Genomic DNA, 20,689 nt, shown 5'->3' with positions numbered 1-20,689 from the left:
TGGCGTTCATGCCGCGGTGAACGCGAGCACCGCGTTCTGTCCTCCGAATCCGAAGGAGTTGCTGACCGCGGCCCGCACCGGGCCCTCGCGTCCCGCCTTCGCCACCACATCGATGTCGATCTCGGGGTCCTGGCTCTCCAGATTGGCCGTCGGCGGCACGAAGGAGCGCTCAAGGGTGAGGACCGTGAGCGCGGCCTCGATGGCACCGGTGGCACCGAGGGAATGGCCGAGCACGCCCTTGGCCGAGGTGACGGACGGTCCCTCGCCGAGGACGCGCCGGATGAGGCGGGCCTCCGTCTTGTCGTTCAGCGGCGTGGACGTGCCGTGCGCGTTGACGTGCTCGATGTCCTGCGGGCCGAGCCCGGCGTCCTTGAGGGCCGCGCGCAGGGCGAGTTCGGCGCCCGCGCCCTGCGGATCGGGCGCGGTGGCGTTGTACGCGTCCGCCGACGCGCCGTACCCGCTGACGCGGGCCCGCACCCGGGCGCCGCGGGCCGCGGCGTCCGCCTCGCGTTCGAGCACGAGCACCGCGGCGCCCTCGGACATGACGAACCCGTCGCGCCCGGCGTCGAAGGGACGGGACGCCCCCGTGATGTCGTCGTGCCGCCGGGACAGGGCTCCCATCTGGCTGAACCCGGCGGAGATCGACGGAATCACGCAGGACTCCGTACCGCCGGTGACGACCACGTCGCAGGCGCCGCTGCGCAGCAGGTCACGTGCCACGCCCACGGCCGTGGTGCCCGAGGCGCAGGCCGTGGCCGTCACCAGGTTGGGTCCCTTGGCGCCGATCTCCATGGCCACGTAGCCGGCCGACATGTTGGGGGCCAGCATCGGGATGAGCGTGGCGGACACCTTCCGCGGCCCGCCCTCGCGCAGGAGCTCGTAGTTCTTCTCCCAGCTCCCCGCGCCGCCGATACCGCAGCCGAGCACGACGCCGACGCGGGCGCCGTCCCAGGCCGTGGTGTCGAGGCCCGCGTCCGCGACGGCCTCGGCCGCGGCGGCGATCGCCAGGTGATTGCACCGGTCGAGCCGCCACGCCTTGCGCCGGCCCACCAGCTCGTTGGCGTCGAAACCGGGCACCAGGCAGGCGAAGTCGACGGTCACACCGGCCAGTTCGGGCAGGTGCCGGGCGGCGGTTCCGGCGGCCTCGCAGACCCGCTCCCAGGTCGCCGCCGTGCCGATGCCGCCCGCGGTCACCATGCCGATACCGGTGACGGCGGCGTCGAACGAGTCCGCGGTGGCGGATCCCGTGCTGGGCATCAGACGGCCACCATCTTCGACTCGATCACTTTGACGGCCTCGTCGACCGTGTTGTCGGCGACGAGTTCGTCGTCGTCGACGTCGATCCCGAACTCGCCCTGGAGGGCGAGGGATATCTCGACCAGGGCGAGGGAGTCGAGGTCGAGGTCGCTGAAGGTGTCGGTGCCCTGCACTTCGGCGGGCTCGACGCCGAAGCCGCCGAGAAGGCCCACAAAACGCTCGTAGACGTCGCTCATCGCAATTACTCCGTGTCTGGGTGAAGTGGTGCTGGGTGAAGTGGTGCTCAGTAGGTGAAGTGGTGCTCAGTAGGTGAAGTGGTGCTCTGTAAGAGGGAGTTGAGGTGGTGGTCAGGCCGGCTGGATCTCCGGCCAGCGCAGCGTCGTGGCGCCCCAGGTCAGACCGCCGCCGAAGGCCGCGGTCAGCACCCGGTCGCCCGGCTTCAGGCGGCCCGAGTCCACCGCGTCGGCAAGGGCCAACGGGATGGACGCGGCGGCGGTGTTGCCGACCCGGTCCAGATGGACGTGGCAGCGCGCGCGGTCGAGCCCGATCGCGTCGGCGGCCGCGTGCATGATGCGGATGTTCGCCTGGTGGGCCACGAACACGTCGATGTCCGCGACGCTCCAGCCGTGCCGTCCGGCGGCGGCCAGGGAGGATTCCGCGAGGCGCTCCACGGCGTTGCGGAAGACCTTCTTGCCCTGCATACGGAAGTACGGGTCCGCCGCCTCCGCCGTCTGCGGGCGGATCGGGTCACGGGAACCGCCCGAAGGCACCATGATCAGGTCACTGCCGGTGCCGTCGCTGGCGAGTTCGACCCGGCCGATCGCACCGGGCTCGTCCGCGTCACCGGCGCGCACCACGACGGCTCCCGCCCCGTCGCCGAAGATGGCGCGGGTGGACCGGTCCGCGGGGTCGAGGAGGGTCGAGTACGTGTCGGCTCCGACGACCAGCACGGTGCGGGCCGGACCCGCGGCCAGATATCCGGCCGCGGTGGCGAGGCCGTAGAGGAAGCCGGTGCACACGGCGCCGACGTCGAACGCGGGAATCGTGCCGAGGCCGAGCCGCGCGGCGACCAGCGGCGCCGTGGCGGGGCAGATCCGGTCGGGTGTGGTGGTGGCCACGATCACGAGGTCGACGGCGTCGAGTCCGGCGGACTTCAGGGCCCGCCGGCCGGCCTCCACGGCCAGGTCGGAGGTCGCCTCGTCGGGCCCGGCCACATGGCGCATGCCGATGCCGGTGCGGCTGCGGATCCATTCGTCGGAGGTGTCGAGCTCTTGGCTCAGGTCGTCGTTGGTGACCACGTGGCGGGGCAGCCAGGTGCCCAATCCGCACAGAACAGGCGCGGCACGGGGCGCAGTTGCCGTCATCGTTGGTGTTCCTCGTCGTCGAGGGCCTGTCCTGCGGGGCAGGCCGGATCCCGGGTGGTGGGCGGGGCGGGCGGACCGGCCCGCCCCCGCTCACGTACCGGCTGGTGGTGGTGCGGCCGTGTCAGGCCTTCGCGCCGACGACATCGGCGCCCGGCTCGGCCGCGCTGTCCGTGCCGCCCGCCGCGTCCACGTCGGCCTCCGGCGGGACCGTCGAAAGGGCGCTGGCGTGCAGGTCCTTGTTGCGCACCAGCGCGAAGCCGATCAGCGCCGCGACGAAGCCGATGGAGGCGCACAGCACCATGGCGTCCTGGAAGGCGGTCGCGAAGGCCTCGCGGCCCGCCGTCACCACCTGCTCCTTGAGGGGGCCCGCCGCCTTGCCGACCGTCTCGATCGCGCCCGCGCTGATGCCGTGCGCCGCCTCGTCCGCGGCGCCGCCCATGCCCTTGCCGACCTGGGTGGCGCCGAACGCCTCGGAGACCCGGTGCTGGAAGAACGCGCCGACACCGGCGATCCCGACCGCGACACCGACCTGCTGGAACGTCTCGTTGATGCCGGAGGCGACACCGGACTTGGCCGGCTCCGCCACACCGATCGCGAGCGCGGCACGCACCGGGTTGAACAGACCCATGCCGAAACCGGTGATGAGCATGCTCGGCAGCAGCACGGTCCACTTGGAGTCGGCCTCGGCCAGGCGCAGGAAGAGCAGACCCGTGGACATGACCGCCACCGCGCCGCCGAGCAGCACCCGGAAGGGGACCTTGCCGATCAGGCCGCCGCCCAGCGCACCGGCCACGAACATCGCGCCCGTCAGCGGCAGGAAGCGCATACCGGTCTCCCAGGCGTCATGGCCCAGGAGGTTCTCCAGGTAGCTGGTCTCGAAGAAGATCGACGGCAGCGCCGCGGCGTTGCCGATCATGGCCACCAGCGAGATGCCCACGAACGTGCGGTTGCTGAAGAAGCCCAGGTCGATCATGGCGCGCTCGCCGAGGCGCCGCTCGATGGTCACGAACAGGACGAGGAAGACCGCGCTGACCGCGAACAGGGTCAGGGTCTGCGCGCTCGTCCAGCCCTCCTCGGGCGCGCGGATGATGGCGAAGACCAGCGCGCCGAGCGCGACGCTGAAGGTGAACAGGCCGGCCCAGTCGGTGGCGGGGGCCTTCTTGTTGAACGACTCGCGGACCCGCACCGCGCCGATGAGGACGGCGAGGATGCCGACCGGGACGTTGATGTAGAAGATCCAGCGCCACGACAGCGACTCGGTCAGCGCGCCGCCGACGAGCGGTCCTGCCGCGACGGCGAGGCCCACGGCCACACCGAACACGGTGAACGCCGTCGCCCGCTCCTTGCCGCGGAACTCATGGCCGAGCATCGCCGGGCCGACCGCGAACATGACGGCGGCGCCGACGCCCTGGATGGCGCGGAAGATGCTCAGCGAGGTGGCGTCCCCCGCCAGACCACAGGCCAGCGAGGCCGCGGTGAAGACGAGGAAGCCGATCTGGAAGAGGCGCTTGCGGCCGTGCCGGTCGGCGAGCGAGCCCGAGGCCACCAGGAAGATCGCGAGGGTGAGCGCATAGGCGTCGAACACCCACTGCAGGTCGGCGAAGCTGCTCTCCAGGTCCTCATGGATCTGCGGCAGGGCGACGGCCACCACGCTGAGGTCGAGCATCAGCATGAACGTCCCGAGCGAGACGATCCCAAGCGTCCACCACCTCAAGGGAGATGGCGTGGGTTGCGTGGACATACGAGTACTCCTAGATCGTTGACGGTTCGGTCGTTCGGGACGGGTGGACGGGGGGTTACGCCGCCGCTGTGAGCTCGGCGTGCGGGTCGGTGAAGTTCTCGCGGGACACGGCGGGGACCGTCTGCTTGGCGAGCCCGGTCAGGGTCTTGCCCGGGCCGATCTCCAGGAGGCGGTCGCAGGCCAGTTCCGTGGTGAGCGTGATGAGCACCTGGGTCCAGCGGACCGGTGCGGTGATCTGCCGGTGCAGGAGGTCCGCCCAGTGCGGGCCGCCGCGGTGCGGGCGGGCGTCCACGTCGGCGACGACCGGGGTGTGTCCGGGCATGAACCGCACCGCGGCGAGGGCCTCTTGGAATTCCTCGGCGGCCTCGGACATCAGCGGCGTGTGGAAGGCACCGCCGACCGTGAGCGGCACGAGCCTCGCGGCGCCGGCGGCCTTCGCCGCCTCCGCGCAGCGCTCGACGTCCGCGGCCACTCCGGCGATCACGGTCTGCCGCGGCGCGTTGTGGTTCGCCACCCACACCTGTCCGCCGTCGGCCCTGAGCTCGTCGGTGAGGGCCTCGACCCGCACCGGGCTCAGGCCGAGCACGGCGGTCATGGCGCCGGGGCTTCGCTCGCCCGCCGCCCGCATCGCCTTGCCGCGCGCCACGATCAGGCGCACCGCGTCCTGCGGATCGAGGATGCCGGCGGCGACGAGCGCCGTGTACTCGCCCAGGCTGTGTCCGGCGCAGGCGCCCGGCAGGGCGACCAGGGGGTGCTCCTTGCGCAGTTCGGTGAGCGCCACCAACGCGAGGGTGAACGTGGCGAGTTGGGCATTGTCGGTGCGCCGCAGCGTCTCGGCGTCGGCCCCCAGAAGCAGCGCGGAAACATCACGCCCCGCCGCCTCGGAGGCCTCGTCCACCACCGTCCAGCCGAAGCTGCGGGTCCAGGGCAGACCCATGCCGGGTCGCTGTGCCCCCTGTCCCGGAAACATCAGCGCCAGTCGGGCAGTCGCCATCGTGTCGTTCTCCTTTCGCGCTCCAGCCGCTTCTTTCCGGAATTCGGGATTCTCACCGGAATTCGAGGTTCTGGCCGATCCTTACCGCCATTCCATGAGAGCAGAACGATCCGCGGACAATCCAGGGAAACTGCACGTCAGTGGTACGCGATTGTTTCTTTAGGAGGGGGTGAATCCCTCTTCCGGATACGCCGCTTCAGACCGCGGCCTGCGCGAGCAGCGACAGATGCGCCAGGTGCTGGGTGACCATGAAGACGCGGTACGGGCGGCGTCCCGCGCGCCGCGATGCGGCCGCGCCGTCCGCGAGTGCCACGGCGGCGAGCACCGCACCGCCCACGAGCATCACCACCGCCGTCGGCAGCAGGCCGGGCGCCCAGCGCAGCGCCGCACCGGTGAAGCCGGCACCGACGGCGAGCGCGCCCGCCGCGACAAGTAGCCGCGTGCGCCGCTCGCCAAGGGTGACCGCCCAGGTGCGGCGCCCTGCCGCCGCGTCGCCCGCGATGTCCGACAGGTCCTTGGCGACCGCGCCGACCAGCGCCATCCACAGCGACATGCCCGCGCTCATCACGAGCAGTCCGGGGGCGTACACCGGTACGCCGAGGGCCGCGGGGCCCGCGCAGTAGGTGAGCAGGCCGGAGGCGAGGACCACGCCCATCGCGGCCGACGTGCGGTTCTTCCAGGCGAAGGGCGGCGCGGAGTAGGCGTGCCCGAGGAACAGCAGCACGGCGCACAGGATCAGGGGGGCGGGGCCCGCCGCCGCGGCGGCGACCAGTGCGGCGGCCAGGGCCCCGTACGCCATGGTCAGGGCGGCGCGCCGCGACAGCTGCCCCGAGGCCAGCGGCCTCGTCGAACCGTTCACACGGTCCTCGTGCAGGTCCTCGAGACCGTTGCGCAGATACGTGTAGAGGATCGCGCAGAACCAGGAGAAGGCGCCGAGCCCCGCCTGGATCACGGGCTTGTCCGTGGTTCCCGCGGACGCGGAAACGGCGAGCACTATTCCGGATGTATAGCGCAGCTGAAAAGCGACAAGAACCGCGGGGCGCGCTTCCTTGAGACCGAGAAGCAGCAGCCTCGCCATACCGGGAGAAGGGGCACTTGATGTGTTGCGGGCCCCGGGAAGGGCCGTCACATTCGCCATGACCCGGAGTTTAGGCAGAATCAAGTGGCGTGCACTGTCCAGCATTTGTGCCACTGGTACCTCTATGGAGGTATGGCGATTACGCGGCCGATTGCGTAAAGGCAGCGAATTCCCGCGGCGGTACGCCGGACCGTCGTCCAAGTGGTCCGCTCACCCGCCGCCCGCCTGCGCTTGGCTGCTGAACAGCGGACGCCGCCCGACGCGGCACTCCCGCTTCCCGTGCAGGGCCGTTGGCAGCCCTGGTCCGTTCCGACCCCCGGGAAGCCTCCATGCATGCCTTGCGCAGTCCTGTCCGGCACACCCACGCCCTCGAACACAAGGAGATCCATGTCTGGTCCGTCGCCCTCGACGAAGTCCCCCTGGACAGGGCGGACCTCGTACTCGACGACTCCGAACTCGCCCGTGCGGCCCGTATCCGCACCCAGGCAGGGCGGCAGCGCTACCTCTCCTCGCACGTGGCGCTGCGCACCCTGCTCGCCGGCTACCTCGCCGTGAGCCCCGGACTCCCGCGCTTCACGCGCCGCTGCCCGCGGCCCGAGATCTGCGGCGACTGCGGCAACGGGCGCCCCGAACTGCTGCCGGGCCCCTGGCCCCACCTCGACTTCAACCTGTCGCACTCCGGCACGACGGCCCTCATCGCGCTCTGCCGTACGCCGGCGGTGGTCGGCGTGGACGTCGAACGCGTCCGCCCCTTCGACTGGAGCAGGCTCGCCGCCGTCGGCCCCGTCGACGAGGTCGCGGGCTTCCGTACGTGGACCGCGATCGAGGCCGTGGGCAAGGCGGCCGGCTCCGGGGTCAGGAACATGGCGACCGTCGGCGAGCCGCGGTCCGACGGGGTGCGCAGGGCCCGCAGGCCGGGCGACGAGGCCGATTGGTACGTGCACGAGGTGGACTGCGCCGAGGGGTACGTCGGCTCCGTCGCCACCCGCGTACCGCGGGCAGAAGTACGAACCCTCCAGTGGCCACCACCGTGATCGGGCAGCCACAGCCGGTAGTTCACGATGTGAGATGTCAGGTTTGTACGTTGACACTGGCGAGCCCGCCACGTGATGATCCTGTGAACGAGCTCAAGAAGGTGGGGGTGAGCTCAAATTATCGGGCCAACTACAGTCGAGTCCGTGCCGCACTCATCGATCGCCGCGGAATTCCTGATTCATACACGGGATTTGCTGGACGAATACCAGGCACGGCTCAAGGAGATCAAGAGCCCCCTGGCCGCCGACGAAGCCACCTGGAAGACCTGTGCGCTGCAGGCCGAGCGCATCATCAGGGACTGCGCGGACAGCCTGGAGTCGGGCCGGCCGAAGGTACGCGGCACCCTGATCAACCTGGTGGCCGAACTCGGCGTGGAGCGGGCGACGCAGGGCATCAGCGCCGTGCACTCCATCCGCGCCGGAATCATCCTCTTCGACCTGGTCTTCGACGCCCTCACCGCGACGGTCACGGCGATGCCCTCGGAGATCGGCCGCTTCCAGTCCGGTGTGCGGGCCCTGCAGAAGGGCATCGGGAACCGGCTGGAGGCCGGCGCGCTCGGCCATGACACGTACCTCCTGAACACCGTCCGCGAGGTGAACGCCGCGAGCCGGCGCCAGCTCGCCCGCGAGATCCACGATCACCTCGGCAACCATGTGAACCTCGCCCTGCGCCAGCTCGAACTGCACGAATTGCAGGGCGACTTGCGCCCCGAGGCGACCAAGGCGCGGATCGGCTCCGTCAAGGAGACCCTCACCGATTCGCTCGGCATCATCCGCGACCTCGTCACGCAGCTGCGCCGGGTGGACAGCGAAGGCACGCTCCAGGCGGCGCTGACCGCCTTCCTGGAGTCGATGGCGATCCAGGAACCCGAGGTACGGGTGGAGGTCAACGGCAGCGAGGAGTGGGCGACGCAGGACGTGCTCGACCAGGTCTTCCTGGTCGTACGGGAGTGTTTGCGCAACGCGCTGGCCCACGCCGGCGCCGAACGCGTCCTCGCCGTGGTCGACATCGCTCCCTACAGCGTGCAGGCGCTGATCGAGGACGACGGCCGGGGCTTCGACACGTCCGTCGTCACCACAGCGGGCCGGGCCAACGGCATCGCCTCGGCCACCGAACGGGTCGAACTGCTCGGCGGAACCATCCTGTTCGCGAGCGACACCAAGACCGGCGGCACGCGTGTCACGGTCACCATTCCGCTGCTGGAGTCGTCGGGTGAGCCCGCTGAACCTTCCTTCTGACCCGATCCGCGTGCTCGCCGCCGACGACCACCAGCTGCTCCGTACGGCGCTGTGCGAACTGCTCGACGCCGAGCCCGACTTGACCGTCGTGGCGCAGGCGGGCAGCGGGCTCGGCCTGGCCGAGCTGGTGCGGCGGCACCGGCCGCATGTGCTGCTCCTCGACGTGGAGATGCCGCACAGCCATCCGAAGACCACGGTGCGAAGCCTTCTTGAGGCGTGCCCGGACCTGCGGATCATCATCCTCACCATGTTCGACGACCAGCCGCTCGTGCAGGAGTTGCTGCAGCTGGGCGCGCGGGGCTATCTGCACAAGAGCGTCCCGCGCGAGGCGCTGCTCGCGGCCATCCGCAATGCCGTGCACGAGGAGGACCAGGTCACCATCTCGGTGCCGCGCGGGAGTTTCACGGCCGGGCAGGACCAGGGCCACGCACCGTCCATGGGCGCGGTGTCGCCGCGCGAGCGCGAGGTCCTCGTGTGTGTGGCGGAGGCGATGAGCAACCGTCAGATCGCGGGCCGGCTCGGGATCACCGAGGGCACGGTCAAGCGCCATCTGCGCAATATCTTCGAGAAGCTGGCCGCCGTGTCCCGCATCGACGCGGTCAACAAGGCGCGGGCCCAGGGCCTGATCGGCGGCCCGCGCGCCCGCTCGCACCGATAACTGCCACGGCCCCCGCGCCCGCCGCCTCAACCGCGCCCCAGCTCCTCGTACGCCGCACCGATCGCCGCCACCGCCTCGGTGATGCCGGACAGCGGGAGCGAGCCGTAGCCGAGGAGCAGCGCGGGGCGGCCCGCGGAAGCGCTGCCGAAGCGGAACTGCTGGCTGCCGCGCACCAGTACGGAGCGCCGCAGGGCCCCCCGTACGAGCGCCGCCTCGTCGGTGCCCGGCGGCAGCAGCGCGTAACTGTGCAGCCCCGCCGCCGAGCCGTTCATCCTGGCCTGCGGCAGATGCCGGCCCACCGCCGCGGCCAGCGCCTCGCTGCGCGAGCGGTAGCGGGAGCGGACGCGGCGCAGATGGCGGTCGAGCAGGCCGCCCCTCATCAGGTCGGCGAAGGCCAGTTGGGTGAGGGTGTCGGAGCCCTGGTCCTGGCGTGAGCGGACCCGCTCCATCAGCGGGAAGATCTTCGGCGGGATGGCCAGCCACCCCAGGCGCAGGCCCGGCACGAGGACCTTGCTCGTGGTGCCCGCGTAGACGACCCGCTCCGGATCGCTCTCCTGGAGGGCCGGGGGCCTGGCCCTGCGGTCGAACCAGAACTCGCCGTCGTAGTCGTCCTCGATGATCCAGGCGTCCACCTCCTGTGCCCAGCGCAGGAGTTGCGCCTTGCGCGCGGCGGACAGGGTGACGCCGGTCGGGAACTGGTGCGCGGGCGTGACGAGGACGGCGCGTACCCCCGTACGGGCCAGGGCCTCGACGACAAGACCTTCCGCGTCGACCGGTACCGGCACCGGGCTCAGCCCCGTGTCGAGGATGAAGCGCCGCTGCCCGCTGTGGCCCGGTTCCTCGATCGCCAGTTCATGGATGCCCAGATGCTGGAAGGAGGCGGCGAGCAGGGCGAGTCCCTGGGCGAAGCCGGCGGTCACCATCACATGCCCCGGTGTGGTGCGCACGGACCGCACCCGGCCGAGATAGCCGGCGAGTTCATTGCGCAGTTCCGCGATTCCGGCCACCGGCGGATAATCCACGCCGTCACGGCCGACGTTCTGCAACACCTTCGTATAGGAGTTGAGCCATTCCTGGCGCGGGAAGTTCGAGAGATTGGCTATTCCTACGCGCATGTCCCAGCGGACTTCCGGCACCGGGCTCGGGTCCAGAAGGGACGGCTCGGCCGCCGTCGCGGGCAGTTGGCGGGTGACGTGGGTGCCCGAGCCGCGCACCGCGTCGAGATAGCCCTCGGCGATCAGCTGCTCGTACGCCTCGACCACGACGGACCGGGAAAGCCCCAGGTCCAGGGCGAGTTGGCGGCTTGAGGGCAGCCGTGCGCCGGGGTGCAGGACACGGTCTTCGATCATGTCCTTGATGCCGTTCTGCAACTGCGCGGTGAGAGGTACCACTGAGGCCCGGTCCACTTGGACCGACAAGTGCCAAGCCATCTGGTCTGCTCCGTCTCCCCCACAGTGGTCTGGGTGGTCTTCCCTGCCGACTGGCCTACTTATTCCACGCCAACGGCCCTTATTCATAGCACCTCTAGGGGAGATCACAATGCCTGATGTTCTGGTCCACACCCCGGCGAAGGCAGCCGGTGATACCCATTTCGATACACGCGTCGAAAGCCGCACTCTGCGCGTGGGAATCGTCGGTCTCGGTTACACCGGGCTGCCGCTCGCCCTCGGTTTCGCCACCGCGGGTTTCCGGGTCTCGGGTCTCGACACGGACGCCGGGCGGGCCGCCAAGGTGGTGCGGGGCGAGTCGTACCTGCCGGATGTGAAGGACGCCGAACTGGCCGCTGTCAGCGGCCTGTTGAGCGCCACCACGGAAGCCGGTGAGCTGGCGGGCTCGGACGTGCTGATCGTCTGCGTGCCGACGCCGGTCACCGGTGACCGGCAGGCCAACCTCGACTATGTGGAGTCCGCGCTCGATTCGGTGGCCCAGCTGATCGGCCGCGGGACGCTGCTCGTTCTGCAGTCGACAGTGCCGCCGGGCACCACGGCCGCCGCGGTGGCCCGCCTCGCGGAGACCACCGGCCTGGAGCCGGGCCTCGACTTCCATGTGGCGATGGCCCCGGAGCGGGTCGACCCGGGCAACGCGGCGGGCTGGAACCTCTCCAACACCCCGAAGGTGATCGGCGGCCTCACGGCGGAGTGCACGCGCCGGGCGGCGCTGCTGTTCGGCCAGGTCTGCCGGACGGTCGTGCCGGTCTCCAAGCTGGAGGTCGCCGAGCTGGCCAAGGTCTTCGAGAACACCTTCCGGCTGGTCAACATCAGTCTCACGCTGGAGCTTTCGGACCTGTGCCGGTCCCTCGACATCCCCGTACGCGAGGTCATCGACGCCGCTTCCACCAAGCCGTACGGCTTCCTCGCGCACTATCCGGGGCCCGGCATCGGCGGTGAGTGCATCCCGGTCGACCCGCTGTTCCTGCGGGAGGCGGCCGCCGCCGCGGGGACCGGCATGGAGATCGTGGCCGCCGCGCACGAGCGGATGGAGCGGCGCCCGCGGCAGGTCGTCGAGCGCGTCGAGGAGCTGCTCGCGCAGCGCGGCGGGAAGCTGTCCGGCGCCAGGGTCCTGATCGTGGGCGTCAGTTACAAGAAGGGCGTCGCCGATCTGCGCAACGCCCCGGCCCTCGATGTCATCCGCGGGCTTCGCGCGGCCGGTGCGAAGGTCTCGTACCACGATCCGCTGGTGGAAAACCTGGTGCTCGACGGGTTGCCGGTCGCCGCGGCGCCCTGGTCGGTGGTGGAGCTCGCGCAGCAGGACGCGGTCGTGCTCATCACCGAGGTCGCCGGTCTGGAGGAGGACATCCTGTGGGGCGTCCCGCCGGTCGTCCTCGACACCCACAACAAGCTCGCGGCGGCCCGCAATGTGGCGGTGCTGTGATGCCTACGGCGAAGGCCGGGGCGCTGGCCGCTGTCACCAAAGACGCAGTGGCCGGCCGGAAGATTTCGCAAGAGGCGGCCGATGCCGCTGTGACCGAGCTCCTGGACGAGGCGACCCAGCCGGTGGACGCCGCGGCGTTCCTGACCGCGGTCGCGACGGGTGGGCCCACCGCGGTCCTGGTGGCGGCCACGGTACGTGCCGTACTCGGCGCGGCCCGGCCGATCGCCTGGACGGGCCCGGCGGTCGATGTCGTCGGCACCGGTGGTGACGGGTCCGGCTCGGTCAACATCTCCACGCCGGCCGGCCTGATCGCGGCCGCCGCGGGGGCCACGGTCGCCAAGACCGGTAATCGCGCGGCCACTTCCGCGTGCGGCAGCGCCGACCTCCTGGAGGCGCTGGGCGTCGATCTGGACGCCGGGGAGCGCATCCCGGGCCTGCTCGCCGAGCACCGGTTCGCCTTCCTGTTCACGCCGAGCCTGCACCCGGCGCTGCGCCGCTTCGCGGCTCTCCGCCGCCGCCTTGGCTTTCGCACCCTGTTCAACCTCTCGGGCCCGCTGGCCGGCCCGGTCCCGTTGACCGGGCGGCTGGTCGGCGCGGCGACCCGCGCCGACCAGGAGGTGCTCGCCGAGACGGCAGCCCTGCTCGGGTACCGGCGCACCTGGGTGGTGCACGGGCACGGCGGGATGGACGAGCTGACCACCTCGGGCCCTGCCCGGGTGCTGGCCGTGGACGGCGGCCGGATCACCGAGTCACAGGTCGACCCCGGCGGCCTCGGCCTGCGTCCCGCCGGGCGTGCGGACCTCGCCGGGGGTGACGCCCTGCGCAACGCGGACCTCGCCCGCCGGGTCCTGGCCGGTACGGCGCCGGGCCCGCTGCTCGACACAGTGCTGCTCAACGCGGCGGCGGTGCTCCAACTCGCGGGGCACGCCGATGACTTGGCGGGCGGACTCGCGCTGGCCGGGGCCGCCGTGGAGCAGGGCGCCGCGACCGACCTGATCGAGCGCCTCGCCCGCGAGCGGGAGTCGACGCTCCTGCTGTCCACGACCCTCTGAACCCCATCGCCCGAACCCCACTCCCCCGCCTTCGCACCCGACTCCAGAGAGGAGCCCGAGGCCATGCACCTCGACGACATCATCGCCGCCAAGCGCGCCGCCTGGAGCGGCCCCCGCGCGGCCGATGCCGCGGCCCGCGGCCGGCTCAACCCGGTCGTACCCGGCCGGTTCGCGGCCGCACTGAGCGGCCCCGACGTCTCCGTGATCGCCGAGATCAAGCCCAAGTCCCCTTCCAAGGGACACCTGTTGGACCCCGAGCTCGCCGTCCCGACGGCCCGCAAGTACGTCGCCGGGGGCGCGAGCGCGGTCTCCGTACTCGGTGACACCCCCTACTTCGGCGGCTCGCCCGAGCTCGTCCGCACCGTCGCCGAACACCCCGACATCACGGTGCCCGTCCTGTTCAAGGACTTCCTCGTCGACACCCGGCAGGTGCGGCTCGCCCACGACTGCGGCGCCGACGCCGTGCTCGTCATCGTCCGCGCCGTGGACGACGTACTCCTGCGGGACCTGGTGCAGACCGCGCACGGGCTCGGCATCGAGGCCCTCGTGGAGACCTTCGGACAGGACGAGGTGGACCGGGCGCTGACCGCGAACGCCCGCGTCATCGGCATCAACAACCGCGATCTGGCGACCTTCACGGTCGACCTCGACAACGCGGCGCGGCTGCGCCGCGACATCCCGCGCGGCGTCCTGACCGTCAGCGAGAGCGGCCTCTCGGGCCGCCCCGACATCGACCGCATCGCCGTGGCCGGCTTCGACGCCGCGCTCATCGGCGAATCCCTGCTCAGCAGCCCCGACCCCGCCGCCCAGGTGCGGTCCTACGCCGGGGTCCCGATCCTGGAGGTGGCATCGTGAACGGCCGATTCGGCGAGTACGGCGGCCAGTTCGTCGCGGAGACCCTGGTGGGCCCGCTCGAAGAGCTGGAGGCGGAGTACCACAAGGCGCTCCTTGACCCGGAGTTCACCGCCGAACTGGACGGACTGCTCAAGAGGTTCGTCGGGCGCCCCACCCCGATCACCGAACTGCACCGGCTGGGCACCTCGCCGAACGGCGTGAAGCTCTGGCTCAAGCGCGAGGACCTCACCCACACCGGCGCCCACAAGATCAACAACGCGGTCGGGCAGGCCCTGCTCGCCCGCCGCCTCGGCAAGAAGCGCATCATCGCCGAGACCGGCGCGGGACAGCACGGTGTCGCGGTCGCCGCCGCCTGCGCCCATCTCGGCCTCGACGCCACGGTCTACATGGGCCGGGTCGACGCCGAGCGGCAGGCGCCCAACGTGCAGCGCATGCGGCTGCTCGGCGCGAAGGTCGAGCTCGTCGACCTCGGCACGGCCACCCTCAAGGACGCCATCAACGCCGCGATCCGCGAGTGGATCGCCCACCCCGACACCACCCACTACCTGCTCGGCTCCGTGGTCGGACCGCACCCCTTCCCGACGATCGTGCGCGGCTTCCAGTCGGTCATCGGCCGTGAGGCGCGGGCCCAGTTCACCGAGGCGAACGGCGCGCTCCCCGACGCGGTCGTGGCCTGTGTCGGCGGCGGCTCGAACGCGGCCGGGATGTTCAGCGCCTTCCTCGACGACCCGGTGCGCCTCGTCGGCGTGCAGGCCGCCGGTGAGGGCAAGGGCGGTCAGGGCGGGCACGCGGCGCCGCTGCTCTACGGCGACCCCGGCGTGCTCCAGGGGACCCGTACGTATCTGCTCCAGGACGACGACGGCCAGATCCAGCTGACCCACTCCATCGCCCCCGGCCTGGACTACGCGGGTGTCGGCCCCGAGCACGCGCACTTCAAGGACACCGGAAAGGTCGAGTACATCGCCGTCACCGACGACGAGGCCCTCGACGCCTTCGCCGCGCTGAGCGCCCAGGAGGGCATCGTCCCCGCCCTGGAGTCGGCGCACGCGGTGGCCGGCGCCCTGAAGGTGGCCGCCTCGTACGAGCCGGGGGCCACCCTCCTCGTCAATCTCTCCGGCCGCGGCGACAAGGACCTGACCTCCGCCATGGCCGCCCTCGAACAGCGTGAGGAGACCTCCCGATGAAGCGCGTCGAGCAGACCTTCGCCGACAACCGCGCCAAGGGCGAGACCACCCTGGTCGCGTATCTGACCTCCGGCTATCCGGGCCTCGGCGAGACGGTCGGCCTGATCCGTGCCGCCGCCGACGCCGGCGCCGATGTGATCGAGCTCGGCGTGCCGTTCTCGGATCCGCTGGGCGACGGCCCGGTCATCCAGGCCACCGGACAGGCCGCCCTGGACACCGGCACCACCACCGCCGCCACCCTCGACGTCGTGGCGGAGGCGCGCGCCTGCGGGGTCGAGGTGCCGATCATGCTCATGGGCTACTGCAACCCCTTCCTGCGGTACGGGCTCACGCAGCTGTACGACGACGCCAAGTCGGCCGGAGCCGACGGCTTCGTAGTGCCGGACCTGCCGGTGCGCGAGGGCGCCGAATGGCGGGCGCACGCCGAGAAGTACGAGCTCGGCCAGGTGTTCTTCGCGGCCCCCGGCAGCTCCACGGAACGTATCGCCGAATCGGCCGCGGCCTCCCGGGGCTTCCTGTACGTCCTCGCCGCCAACGGGGTCACCGGTGTCAGGAGTGAGCTCGCCGCCGACATCGACGCGTATCTGGACCGGGTCCGCTCGGTCTGCGAGGTCCCGATGGCCGTCGGGTTCGGCATCTCACGGCCCGAGCACGTGGCGGCCCTGCGCGGCAGGACCGACGGCGTGATCGTCGGCAGCGCGCTGCTCCAGGCGATCGGCGAGGCCCCCGACGCGGGCGGCAGGCGCCGGGTCACCACCGAGATGATCACGGCTCTGAAGGCGGCCACCCGATGACCGCGACCTCCGCCCCCAAGCCCCCCGTCCCCTTCTTCAGCGGCGCCGCCTCCGTCCGCCGCGACTGGCCCGAACTGGAGGCCAGGATCCGGCGGGTGGCCGCCTCCGGGCGGTTCACCTCGGGCCCGGTCACCGCCGAGCTTGAGGCCGCGATCGCCGAGCGCACCGGCGCCCGGCACGCGATCGCGGTGGCCAACGGCACGGACGCGCTGATCATCCTGCTCAGGGCGGCCGGCATCGGCCCCGGCGACGAGGTGATCGTCCCCGCGTACACCTTCTTCGCCACCGCCTCCGCGGTGCTGCACGTCGGCGCGGACCCGGTGCTCGTGGACGTGCTCCCCGGCTCGTACGCGATGGACCCGGCGCGCGCCGAGGCGGCGATCACCGGGCGCACGAAGGCGATCATGCCGGTGCATCTCTTCTCGCAGATGGCCGACATGGCGATGCTGAAGGATGTGGCGGACCGGCACGGTCTGCTGCTCCTGGAGGACAGCGCCGAGGGCATCGACATGCGGGCGGACGGCGTGCACGCCGGACTGTGGGGCAGCGGCGGCGTCCTGTCCTTCTTCCCCACCAAGACCCTCGGTTCGCTCGGTGACGCGGGCATGCTGCTCACGAACGACGACGAGATCGCCGCCACGGCGCGCCGGCTGCGCTGCCACGGGCAGTCCGCGGACGGTGCGTACGGCGGCGACGGCGCGTACGTCTACGAGGAGCTCGGCTACAACAGCCGCTGCGACGAACTGCAGTCGGCCTTCCTGCTGCACCGGCTGCCGCGCCTGAGTGCGGAGATCGAGCGGCGCGCCGAGCTGGCCGCCCGCTACGACCGGGCCCTCGCACCGCTCGCGGACCACGTCCGGACCCCGTTCATGGCGCCCGCCAAGTCGCCCAGCAACCAGGTCCATTACGTCTATCTCATCGAGTGCGACAGACGGGACGAACTCGCCGCCCACCTGGACGCGCACGGCGTCGGCACCGAGGCCTACTACCCGCGGGCCCTCACCGACCAGCCGCTGCTCGCCCCGCTGCCCGGCGCACAGCACCCGGTGCCGGTGGCGCGGGCCGCCGCCGAGCGTGCGCTCGGTCTGCCGATGTACCCCGATCTGACCGACGAACAGGTCGACCGGGTCGCCGGCCTCATCCACGCCTTCTACGGAAACCACGCCTTCCACGGAAACCACGCCTTCTACGGAGCCCAGAAGTGACCGCCGCCAGCCTCGCTGCCGAAGCCGCAGCCGCCGCCCCCGTCCCCGCCCCCGTCCCCTACTTCGACTGGCCGGCCCGGTTCGAGGACGTGACCGAGGACATCGTGGAGGTCTTCCGCGAGGTCGCCCTGAGCGACGAGTTCATCCTCAAGTCGCGGGTCGAGCGCCTGGAGTCCGAAGTGGCCCGACGCACGGGCGCGGCGCACGCGATCGCCGTGGCCAGCGGCACCGGAGCGCTCACCGTGATCCTGAGCGCGCTCGGCATCGGCGCGGGCGACGAGGTGATCACGCCCGCCTTCTCCTTCGTCTCCACCGCCTCCACCGTCGCCCTGCGCGGCGCGCGGCCGGTGTTCGCGGATGTCGAGTACGAGACGGGCCTGCTCGACGTGGCCGCCGCCGAGGCCGCCGTCACCGGCCGCACCCGGGCGCTGCTCCCGGCCCACCTCTTCAGCGACTCGCCGCGGATGGGCGCCTTCGCCGAGCTGGCCGGGCGCCGCGGTCTCCGCCTGGTCGAGGACAGCGCGGTGGCCCTCGGCGCCGAGGTGGACGGCAGGCCGGCGGGGCGCCACGGCGACGCGGGCGTGTACTCCTTCTTCCCGGCCAAGCCGGCCGGCGGCATCGGGGACGCCGGGATGATCGTCACCGACGACCCCGAACTGGCCCGCCTGGCACGGATGTTGCGCAATCACGGCCAGCCTGCGGGCCGCCGCTTCCACCACGAGCTGCTCGGCTTCAACTGCCGGATGGACGAGCTGACCGCCGGCTTCCTGCTGCGCAAGCTGCCGCACCTGGACGCGCTGCACCGGCGACGGCGCGAGCTCGCCGCCGGATACGAGGAGGGACTGCGCCCGCTGGCTCCGGCGCTGCTGCCCCCGCCCGCCGGTTTCGCCGGACGCTCCGTCTACACGTACGTGATCAGGTCGGCCGAACGGGACGCGCTGCGGGCGCACTTGGCGGCCGACGGCATCGAGACGACCGTCTACTACCCCCGGCCCCTGCATCTGCAGCCCGCCTTCGCGTACCTCGGTCACGGCCCCGGCGACTTCCCCGTCGCCGAGCGCCTGTCCCGCGAGGCGCTCGCCCTGCCGCTGCACCCGGGCATGGCGCCCGGCGCGGCCGAGCGGGTCGTGCGGTCCGTCACCCGCTTCTGCGCGGCGGGCCGGTGATCACGATGGACCTCCACGTCTCCCCCGACCGGCTGTGCGGCATCGGCGACGAGGCCGCCGCCGACCTCACGGGACAGCTGACGATCCACCACGAACTGGGCCTGACCGCCCTGGAGTTGCGCACCGTCGACGGGCAGGGCCTGCACGAGCTGTCCGCGGGCGAGGTCGCCGACGTGGCCCGCCGCACCATCGTGGCCGGTCTGCGGGTGCCGGTCGTGGACACCCCGATCGGCAGCTGGTCCACGACCCTCGCCACGGACCTCGGCGCCGAACTCGCCGTGCTCGAACGCAGCGCCCACGCCGCCTCCCTGGTCGGCTGCGACCGGCTGCGCGTCATGTCGTACCCGAACGACGGCCGCCCGGCGCACGCTTGGCGGACCGAGGCGCTGCGCCGGATGCGGGTCCTGAGCCGCGAGGCCGAGCGGCTCGGCGTGACCCTGCTGCACGAGAACTGCCAGGGCTGGGCCGGCCAGGGCGCCAAGGAGACCCTGCGGCTCCTCGAAGAGGTCGCGAGCGACCGGCTCCGGCTGCTCTTCGACACCGGCAACGGCCTCGCGTACGGCTACGACTCGGTGGAGTTCCTCGCGGAAGTGCTGCCGTGGGTGGAGCACGTGCACATCAAGGACGGTCTCGTACGTCCCGACGAAGGCGCCGAGTTCACGATGCCCGGCGAGGGCACGGCCCGCCTCACCGAGTGCGTGCGCCTCCTGGAGGCGTCCGGCTACCGCGGCGACTACAGCATCGAGCCGCACCTCGCCCGTATCCCGCATCTGGCGCTCGACGGCGACCCGGCCGAACTGGCCGCCGGATACCGCGCGTACGCCCGGCGGTTCACGTCCCTCGTGTGCCCCACGGGCGCATCGGCACAGAAGGAGACCAGCGGTGCCTGAGCAGACCAGGGCGGCCACCGACGTGCTGACCGCCGCCGACCTGGAGTGGCTGACCGAGCTGATGGACGTCGACTCGGTCTCGCCCCTGGAGGGCGGACCCCTCGACGGATCCGCCGACGCCCAGCGGGTGTTCCTGGCGGGCGCCCGGGAGCGCGGCTTCCGCACGGCCTGGCACGAGCCGCCCGCCCCGGAGATCCTGGAGCGCCCCGAGGTGCCGGCGCCGGTGCGCGACGCGGCCCGCAGGGACCTCGCGGGGTTCCTCGCCGGGCAGCCGTCGGCCGTGGTGGCGCTCGGCACCCCGGCGCCCGAGCAGCGCCGCCTCGTCGTCAACTTCCATGTGGACACCGTCGGACCGCACGTCGCACCGCACCTGGAAGGACGCATCCTGCACGGCCGGGGCGCCGTCGACGACAAGGGCCCGGGGATCGCCGCCGCCGTGGGCGTCGCCGCGGCGTTCGCCGATGACCCCGGCCTCGCCGGCCGGATCGAGGTCCAGCTCGCCTCCGTGGCCGGCGAGGAGGGCGGCGCGATGGGCACGTACGGCACCCGCGCGCTGATCGACGCCGGGTTCACCGGACGGCTCATGGTCTTCGCCGAGCCGACAGGCAACCGGTTCATGGACGCCTGCACCACCGCGATGACCCCCCGCATCACGGTGCGCGGCGAGGACTCCACCGACGACCACCCGGGCGAAGGACACAACGCGACCGTGCTGCTCGGCTTCCTCGCCGACTTCCTGGCCCGCAAGCTGGGCCCGCTCGCGCACGGCATGGGCGCGAAGCTGTGCGTCTCCGGGCTGCACACGGGCCACGCGCACAACAGGGTGTACGGCGGCGGCCAGTTGCTGCTCAACATCGCGTATCCGGCCACCGAGCAGGCCGAGCTGCTCGCGGCGTCCCTCGAAGTCCTGCTTGAGGAGGCCCGTACCGAATTCGGCCATCTGCACGCGCACGATCCGTTCAGCCGGCGCACCGTACGGGACTGGCGGCGCATCGTCCGCCTCGACTGGCTCAAGCGCGGCCTGCCGACCCTGAGCAACCGCGACCCGGACGCCGAACTCCTGCTCACCGACGCCGGGTTCAGCCGGCACGACGCGCTCGCCGACGGCTCCGCGTTCACCTGCGACGCGATCTGGGCTCCGGCCCCCGGCCGGTACGTGGCCGTGTGCGGCCCCGGCCGACTCGACACGAACGGCGCGCACACGCCGGGCGAGCACGTGCACCTCGACGACCTGAACGACTACGCGCGGCGCATCAAGAACCTGGTGCACATCTTCGCGGCCCGCACCGCCTGACCCCAACTCCCTC

19 protein-coding genes are annotated in these 20,689 nt (G+C 71.8%); 12 read left to right on the top strand and 7 right to left on the bottom strand.

From position 1 onward, the window contains the following. Positions 1-6: 6 nt before the first annotated feature. The 6 genes from RBJ65_RS04260 to RBJ65_RS04235 form a co-directional block, all read right to left on the bottom strand. Entirely contained in the window at positions 7-1,257 is a 1,251-nt protein-coding gene (locus tag RBJ65_RS04260) for a beta-ketoacyl synthase (protein ID WP_306317874.1), read from the bottom strand. Next, complete coding sequence (locus tag RBJ65_RS04255) at positions 1,257-1,493, bottom strand: acyl carrier protein (RefSeq protein WP_306317873.1); 237 nt, start codon at positions 1,491-1,493, stop codon at positions 1,257-1,259. The genes RBJ65_RS04260 and RBJ65_RS04255 overlap by 1 nt, the downstream gene beginning before the upstream one ends. Positions 1,494-1,604: 111 nt before the next feature. Next, a complete protein-coding gene (locus tag RBJ65_RS04250; protein WP_306317872.1) occupies positions 1,605-2,621 on the bottom strand; it encodes a beta-ketoacyl-ACP synthase III in 1,017 nt (338 codons plus the stop codon). 121 nt (positions 2,622-2,742) lie between these two features. Then, the gene (locus RBJ65_RS04245) at positions 2,743-4,362 is read right to left on the bottom strand and encodes an MFS transporter (protein ID WP_306317871.1); all 1,620 of its coding nucleotides are present in this window, start codon (positions 4,360-4,362) and stop codon (positions 2,743-2,745) included. A 55-nt stretch (positions 4,363-4,417) separates the two neighbouring features. Beyond that, positions 4,418-5,356 (bottom strand): ACP S-malonyltransferase, encoded by a 939-nt coding sequence (locus RBJ65_RS04240; protein ID WP_306317870.1) that lies wholly within the window; start codon positions 5,354-5,356, stop codon positions 4,418-4,420. Positions 5,357-5,552: 196 nt separating this feature from the next. Beyond that, a complete protein-coding gene (locus RBJ65_RS04235; RefSeq protein WP_306317869.1) occupies positions 5,553-6,350 on the bottom strand; it encodes a UbiA family prenyltransferase in 798 nt (265 codons plus the stop codon). Positions 6,351-6,772: 422 nt separating this feature from the next. On the opposite strand from RBJ65_RS04235, the gene RBJ65_RS04230 reads away from it, so the two are divergent. The 3 genes from RBJ65_RS04230 to RBJ65_RS04220 all read left to right on the top strand — a co-directional run bounded on the left by RBJ65_RS04230 (position 6,773) and on the right by RBJ65_RS04220 (position 9,365). Then, entirely contained in the window at positions 6,773-7,468 is a 696-nt protein-coding gene (locus RBJ65_RS04230) for a 4'-phosphopantetheinyl transferase superfamily protein (protein WP_306317868.1), read from the top strand. A 144-nt stretch (positions 7,469-7,612) separates the two neighbouring features. Then, a complete protein-coding gene (locus RBJ65_RS04225; RefSeq protein WP_306317867.1) occupies positions 7,613-8,707 on the top strand; it encodes a sensor histidine kinase in 1,095 nt (364 codons plus the stop codon). Further along, positions 8,682-9,365 carry a response regulator transcription factor gene (locus RBJ65_RS04220; protein WP_306317866.1) on the top strand — a complete coding sequence of 228 codons (684 nt, stop codon included), beginning with the start codon at positions 8,682-8,684 and terminating at the stop codon, positions 9,363-9,365. Before RBJ65_RS04225 ends, RBJ65_RS04220 begins: the two co-directional genes overlap by 26 nt. Before the next feature lie 26 nt (positions 9,366-9,391). Here RBJ65_RS04220 and RBJ65_RS04215 read toward each other — a convergent pair whose 3' ends face one another. Further along, a complete protein-coding gene (locus RBJ65_RS04215; protein WP_306317865.1) occupies positions 9,392-10,795 on the bottom strand; it encodes a PLP-dependent aminotransferase family protein in 1,404 nt (467 codons plus the stop codon). A 193-nt stretch (positions 10,796-10,988) separates the two neighbouring features. Between RBJ65_RS04215 and RBJ65_RS04210 the strand changes: the two genes are divergently transcribed. The 9 genes from RBJ65_RS04210 (at position 10,989) to RBJ65_RS04170 (ending at position 20,676) form a co-directional block, all read left to right on the top strand. Further along, positions 10,989-12,236 carry a nucleotide sugar dehydrogenase gene (locus RBJ65_RS04210; RefSeq protein ID WP_306317864.1) on the top strand — a complete coding sequence of 416 codons (1,248 nt, stop codon included), beginning with the start codon at positions 10,989-10,991 and terminating at the stop codon, positions 12,234-12,236. Further along, positions 12,236-13,288 carry an anthranilate phosphoribosyltransferase gene (trpD, locus tag RBJ65_RS04205; protein WP_306317863.1) on the top strand — a complete coding sequence of 351 codons (1,053 nt, stop codon included), beginning with the start codon at positions 12,236-12,238 and terminating at the stop codon, positions 13,286-13,288. Before RBJ65_RS04210 ends, trpD begins: the two co-directional genes overlap by 1 nt. Before the next feature lie 63 nt (positions 13,289-13,351). Then, a complete protein-coding gene (locus RBJ65_RS04200; RefSeq protein WP_306317862.1) occupies positions 13,352-14,143 on the top strand; it encodes an indole-3-glycerol-phosphate synthase in 792 nt (263 codons plus the stop codon). Then, a complete protein-coding gene (trpB, locus tag RBJ65_RS04195; RefSeq protein WP_306317861.1) occupies positions 14,140-15,327 on the top strand; it encodes a tryptophan synthase subunit beta in 1,188 nt (395 codons plus the stop codon). Before RBJ65_RS04200 ends, trpB begins: the two co-directional genes overlap by 4 nt. Next, entirely contained in the window at positions 15,324-16,121 is a 798-nt protein-coding gene (gene trpA, locus RBJ65_RS04190) for a tryptophan synthase subunit alpha (RefSeq protein ID WP_306317860.1), read from the top strand. Before trpB ends, trpA begins: the two co-directional genes overlap by 4 nt. Next, a complete protein-coding gene (locus tag RBJ65_RS04185) occupies positions 16,118-17,326 on the top strand; it encodes a DegT/DnrJ/EryC1/StrS aminotransferase family protein (RefSeq protein WP_306317859.1) in 1,209 nt (402 codons plus the stop codon). The genes trpA and RBJ65_RS04185 overlap by 4 nt, the downstream gene beginning before the upstream one ends. Next, the gene (locus tag RBJ65_RS04180; protein ID WP_306317858.1) at positions 17,323-18,492 is read left to right on the top strand and encodes a DegT/DnrJ/EryC1/StrS aminotransferase family protein; all 1,170 of its coding nucleotides are present in this window, start codon (positions 17,323-17,325) and stop codon (positions 18,490-18,492) included. Before RBJ65_RS04185 ends, RBJ65_RS04180 begins: the two co-directional genes overlap by 4 nt. Positions 18,493-18,497: 5 nt before the next feature. Continuing rightward, a complete protein-coding gene (locus RBJ65_RS04175; protein ID WP_306317857.1) occupies positions 18,498-19,382 on the top strand; it encodes a sugar phosphate isomerase/epimerase in 885 nt (294 codons plus the stop codon). After that, a complete protein-coding gene (locus RBJ65_RS04170) occupies positions 19,375-20,676 on the top strand; it encodes a M20/M25/M40 family metallo-hydrolase (protein ID WP_306317856.1) in 1,302 nt (433 codons plus the stop codon). Before RBJ65_RS04175 ends, RBJ65_RS04170 begins: the two co-directional genes overlap by 8 nt. Positions 20,677-20,689: the final 13 nt, after the last annotated feature.

The sequence above is a fragment of the Streptomyces sp. KL109B genome (genome assembly GCF_030766935.1).
In the GTDB taxonomy this organism is placed as follows: Bacteria; Actinomycetota; Actinomycetes; order Streptomycetales; family Streptomycetaceae; genus Streptomyces.
The sequence above is the reverse complement of the archived record's forward strand: the minus strand, read 5'-3'. Positions and strand labels throughout refer to the sequence as shown.

Coding starts and splice junctions, on each gene's coding strand:
- RBJ65_RS04250 (WP_306317872.1), bottom strand. CDS start 2,621: ATGACGGCAACTGCGCCCCGTGCCGCGCCTGTTCTGTGCGGATTGGGC.
- RBJ65_RS04215 (WP_306317865.1), bottom strand. CDS start 10,795: ATGGCTTGGCACTTGTCGGTCCAAGTGGACCGGGCCTCAGTGGTACCT.
- RBJ65_RS04240 (WP_306317870.1), bottom strand. CDS start 5,356: ATGGCGACTGCCCGACTGGCGCTGATGTTTCCGGGACAGGGGGCACAG.
- RBJ65_RS04175 (WP_306317857.1), top strand. CDS start 18,498: ATGGACCTCCACGTCTCCCCCGACCGGCTGTGCGGCATCGGCGACGAG.
- RBJ65_RS04200 (WP_306317862.1), top strand. CDS start 13,352: ATGCACCTCGACGACATCATCGCCGCCAAGCGCGCCGCCTGGAGCGGC.
- trpA (WP_306317860.1), top strand. CDS start 15,324: ATGAAGCGCGTCGAGCAGACCTTCGCCGACAACCGCGCCAAGGGCGAG.
- RBJ65_RS04185 (WP_306317859.1), top strand. CDS start 16,118: ATGACCGCGACCTCCGCCCCCAAGCCCCCCGTCCCCTTCTTCAGCGGC.
- RBJ65_RS04260 (WP_306317874.1), bottom strand. CDS start 1,257: ATGCCCAGCACGGGATCCGCCACCGCGGACTCGTTCGACGCCGCCGTC.
- RBJ65_RS04245 (WP_306317871.1), bottom strand. CDS start 4,362: ATGTCCACGCAACCCACGCCATCTCCCTTGAGGTGGTGGACGCTTGGG.
- trpD (WP_306317863.1), top strand. CDS start 12,236: ATGCCTACGGCGAAGGCCGGGGCGCTGGCCGCTGTCACCAAAGACGCA.
- RBJ65_RS04255 (WP_306317873.1), bottom strand. CDS start 1,493: ATGAGCGACGTCTACGAGCGTTTTGTGGGCCTTCTCGGCGGCTTCGGC.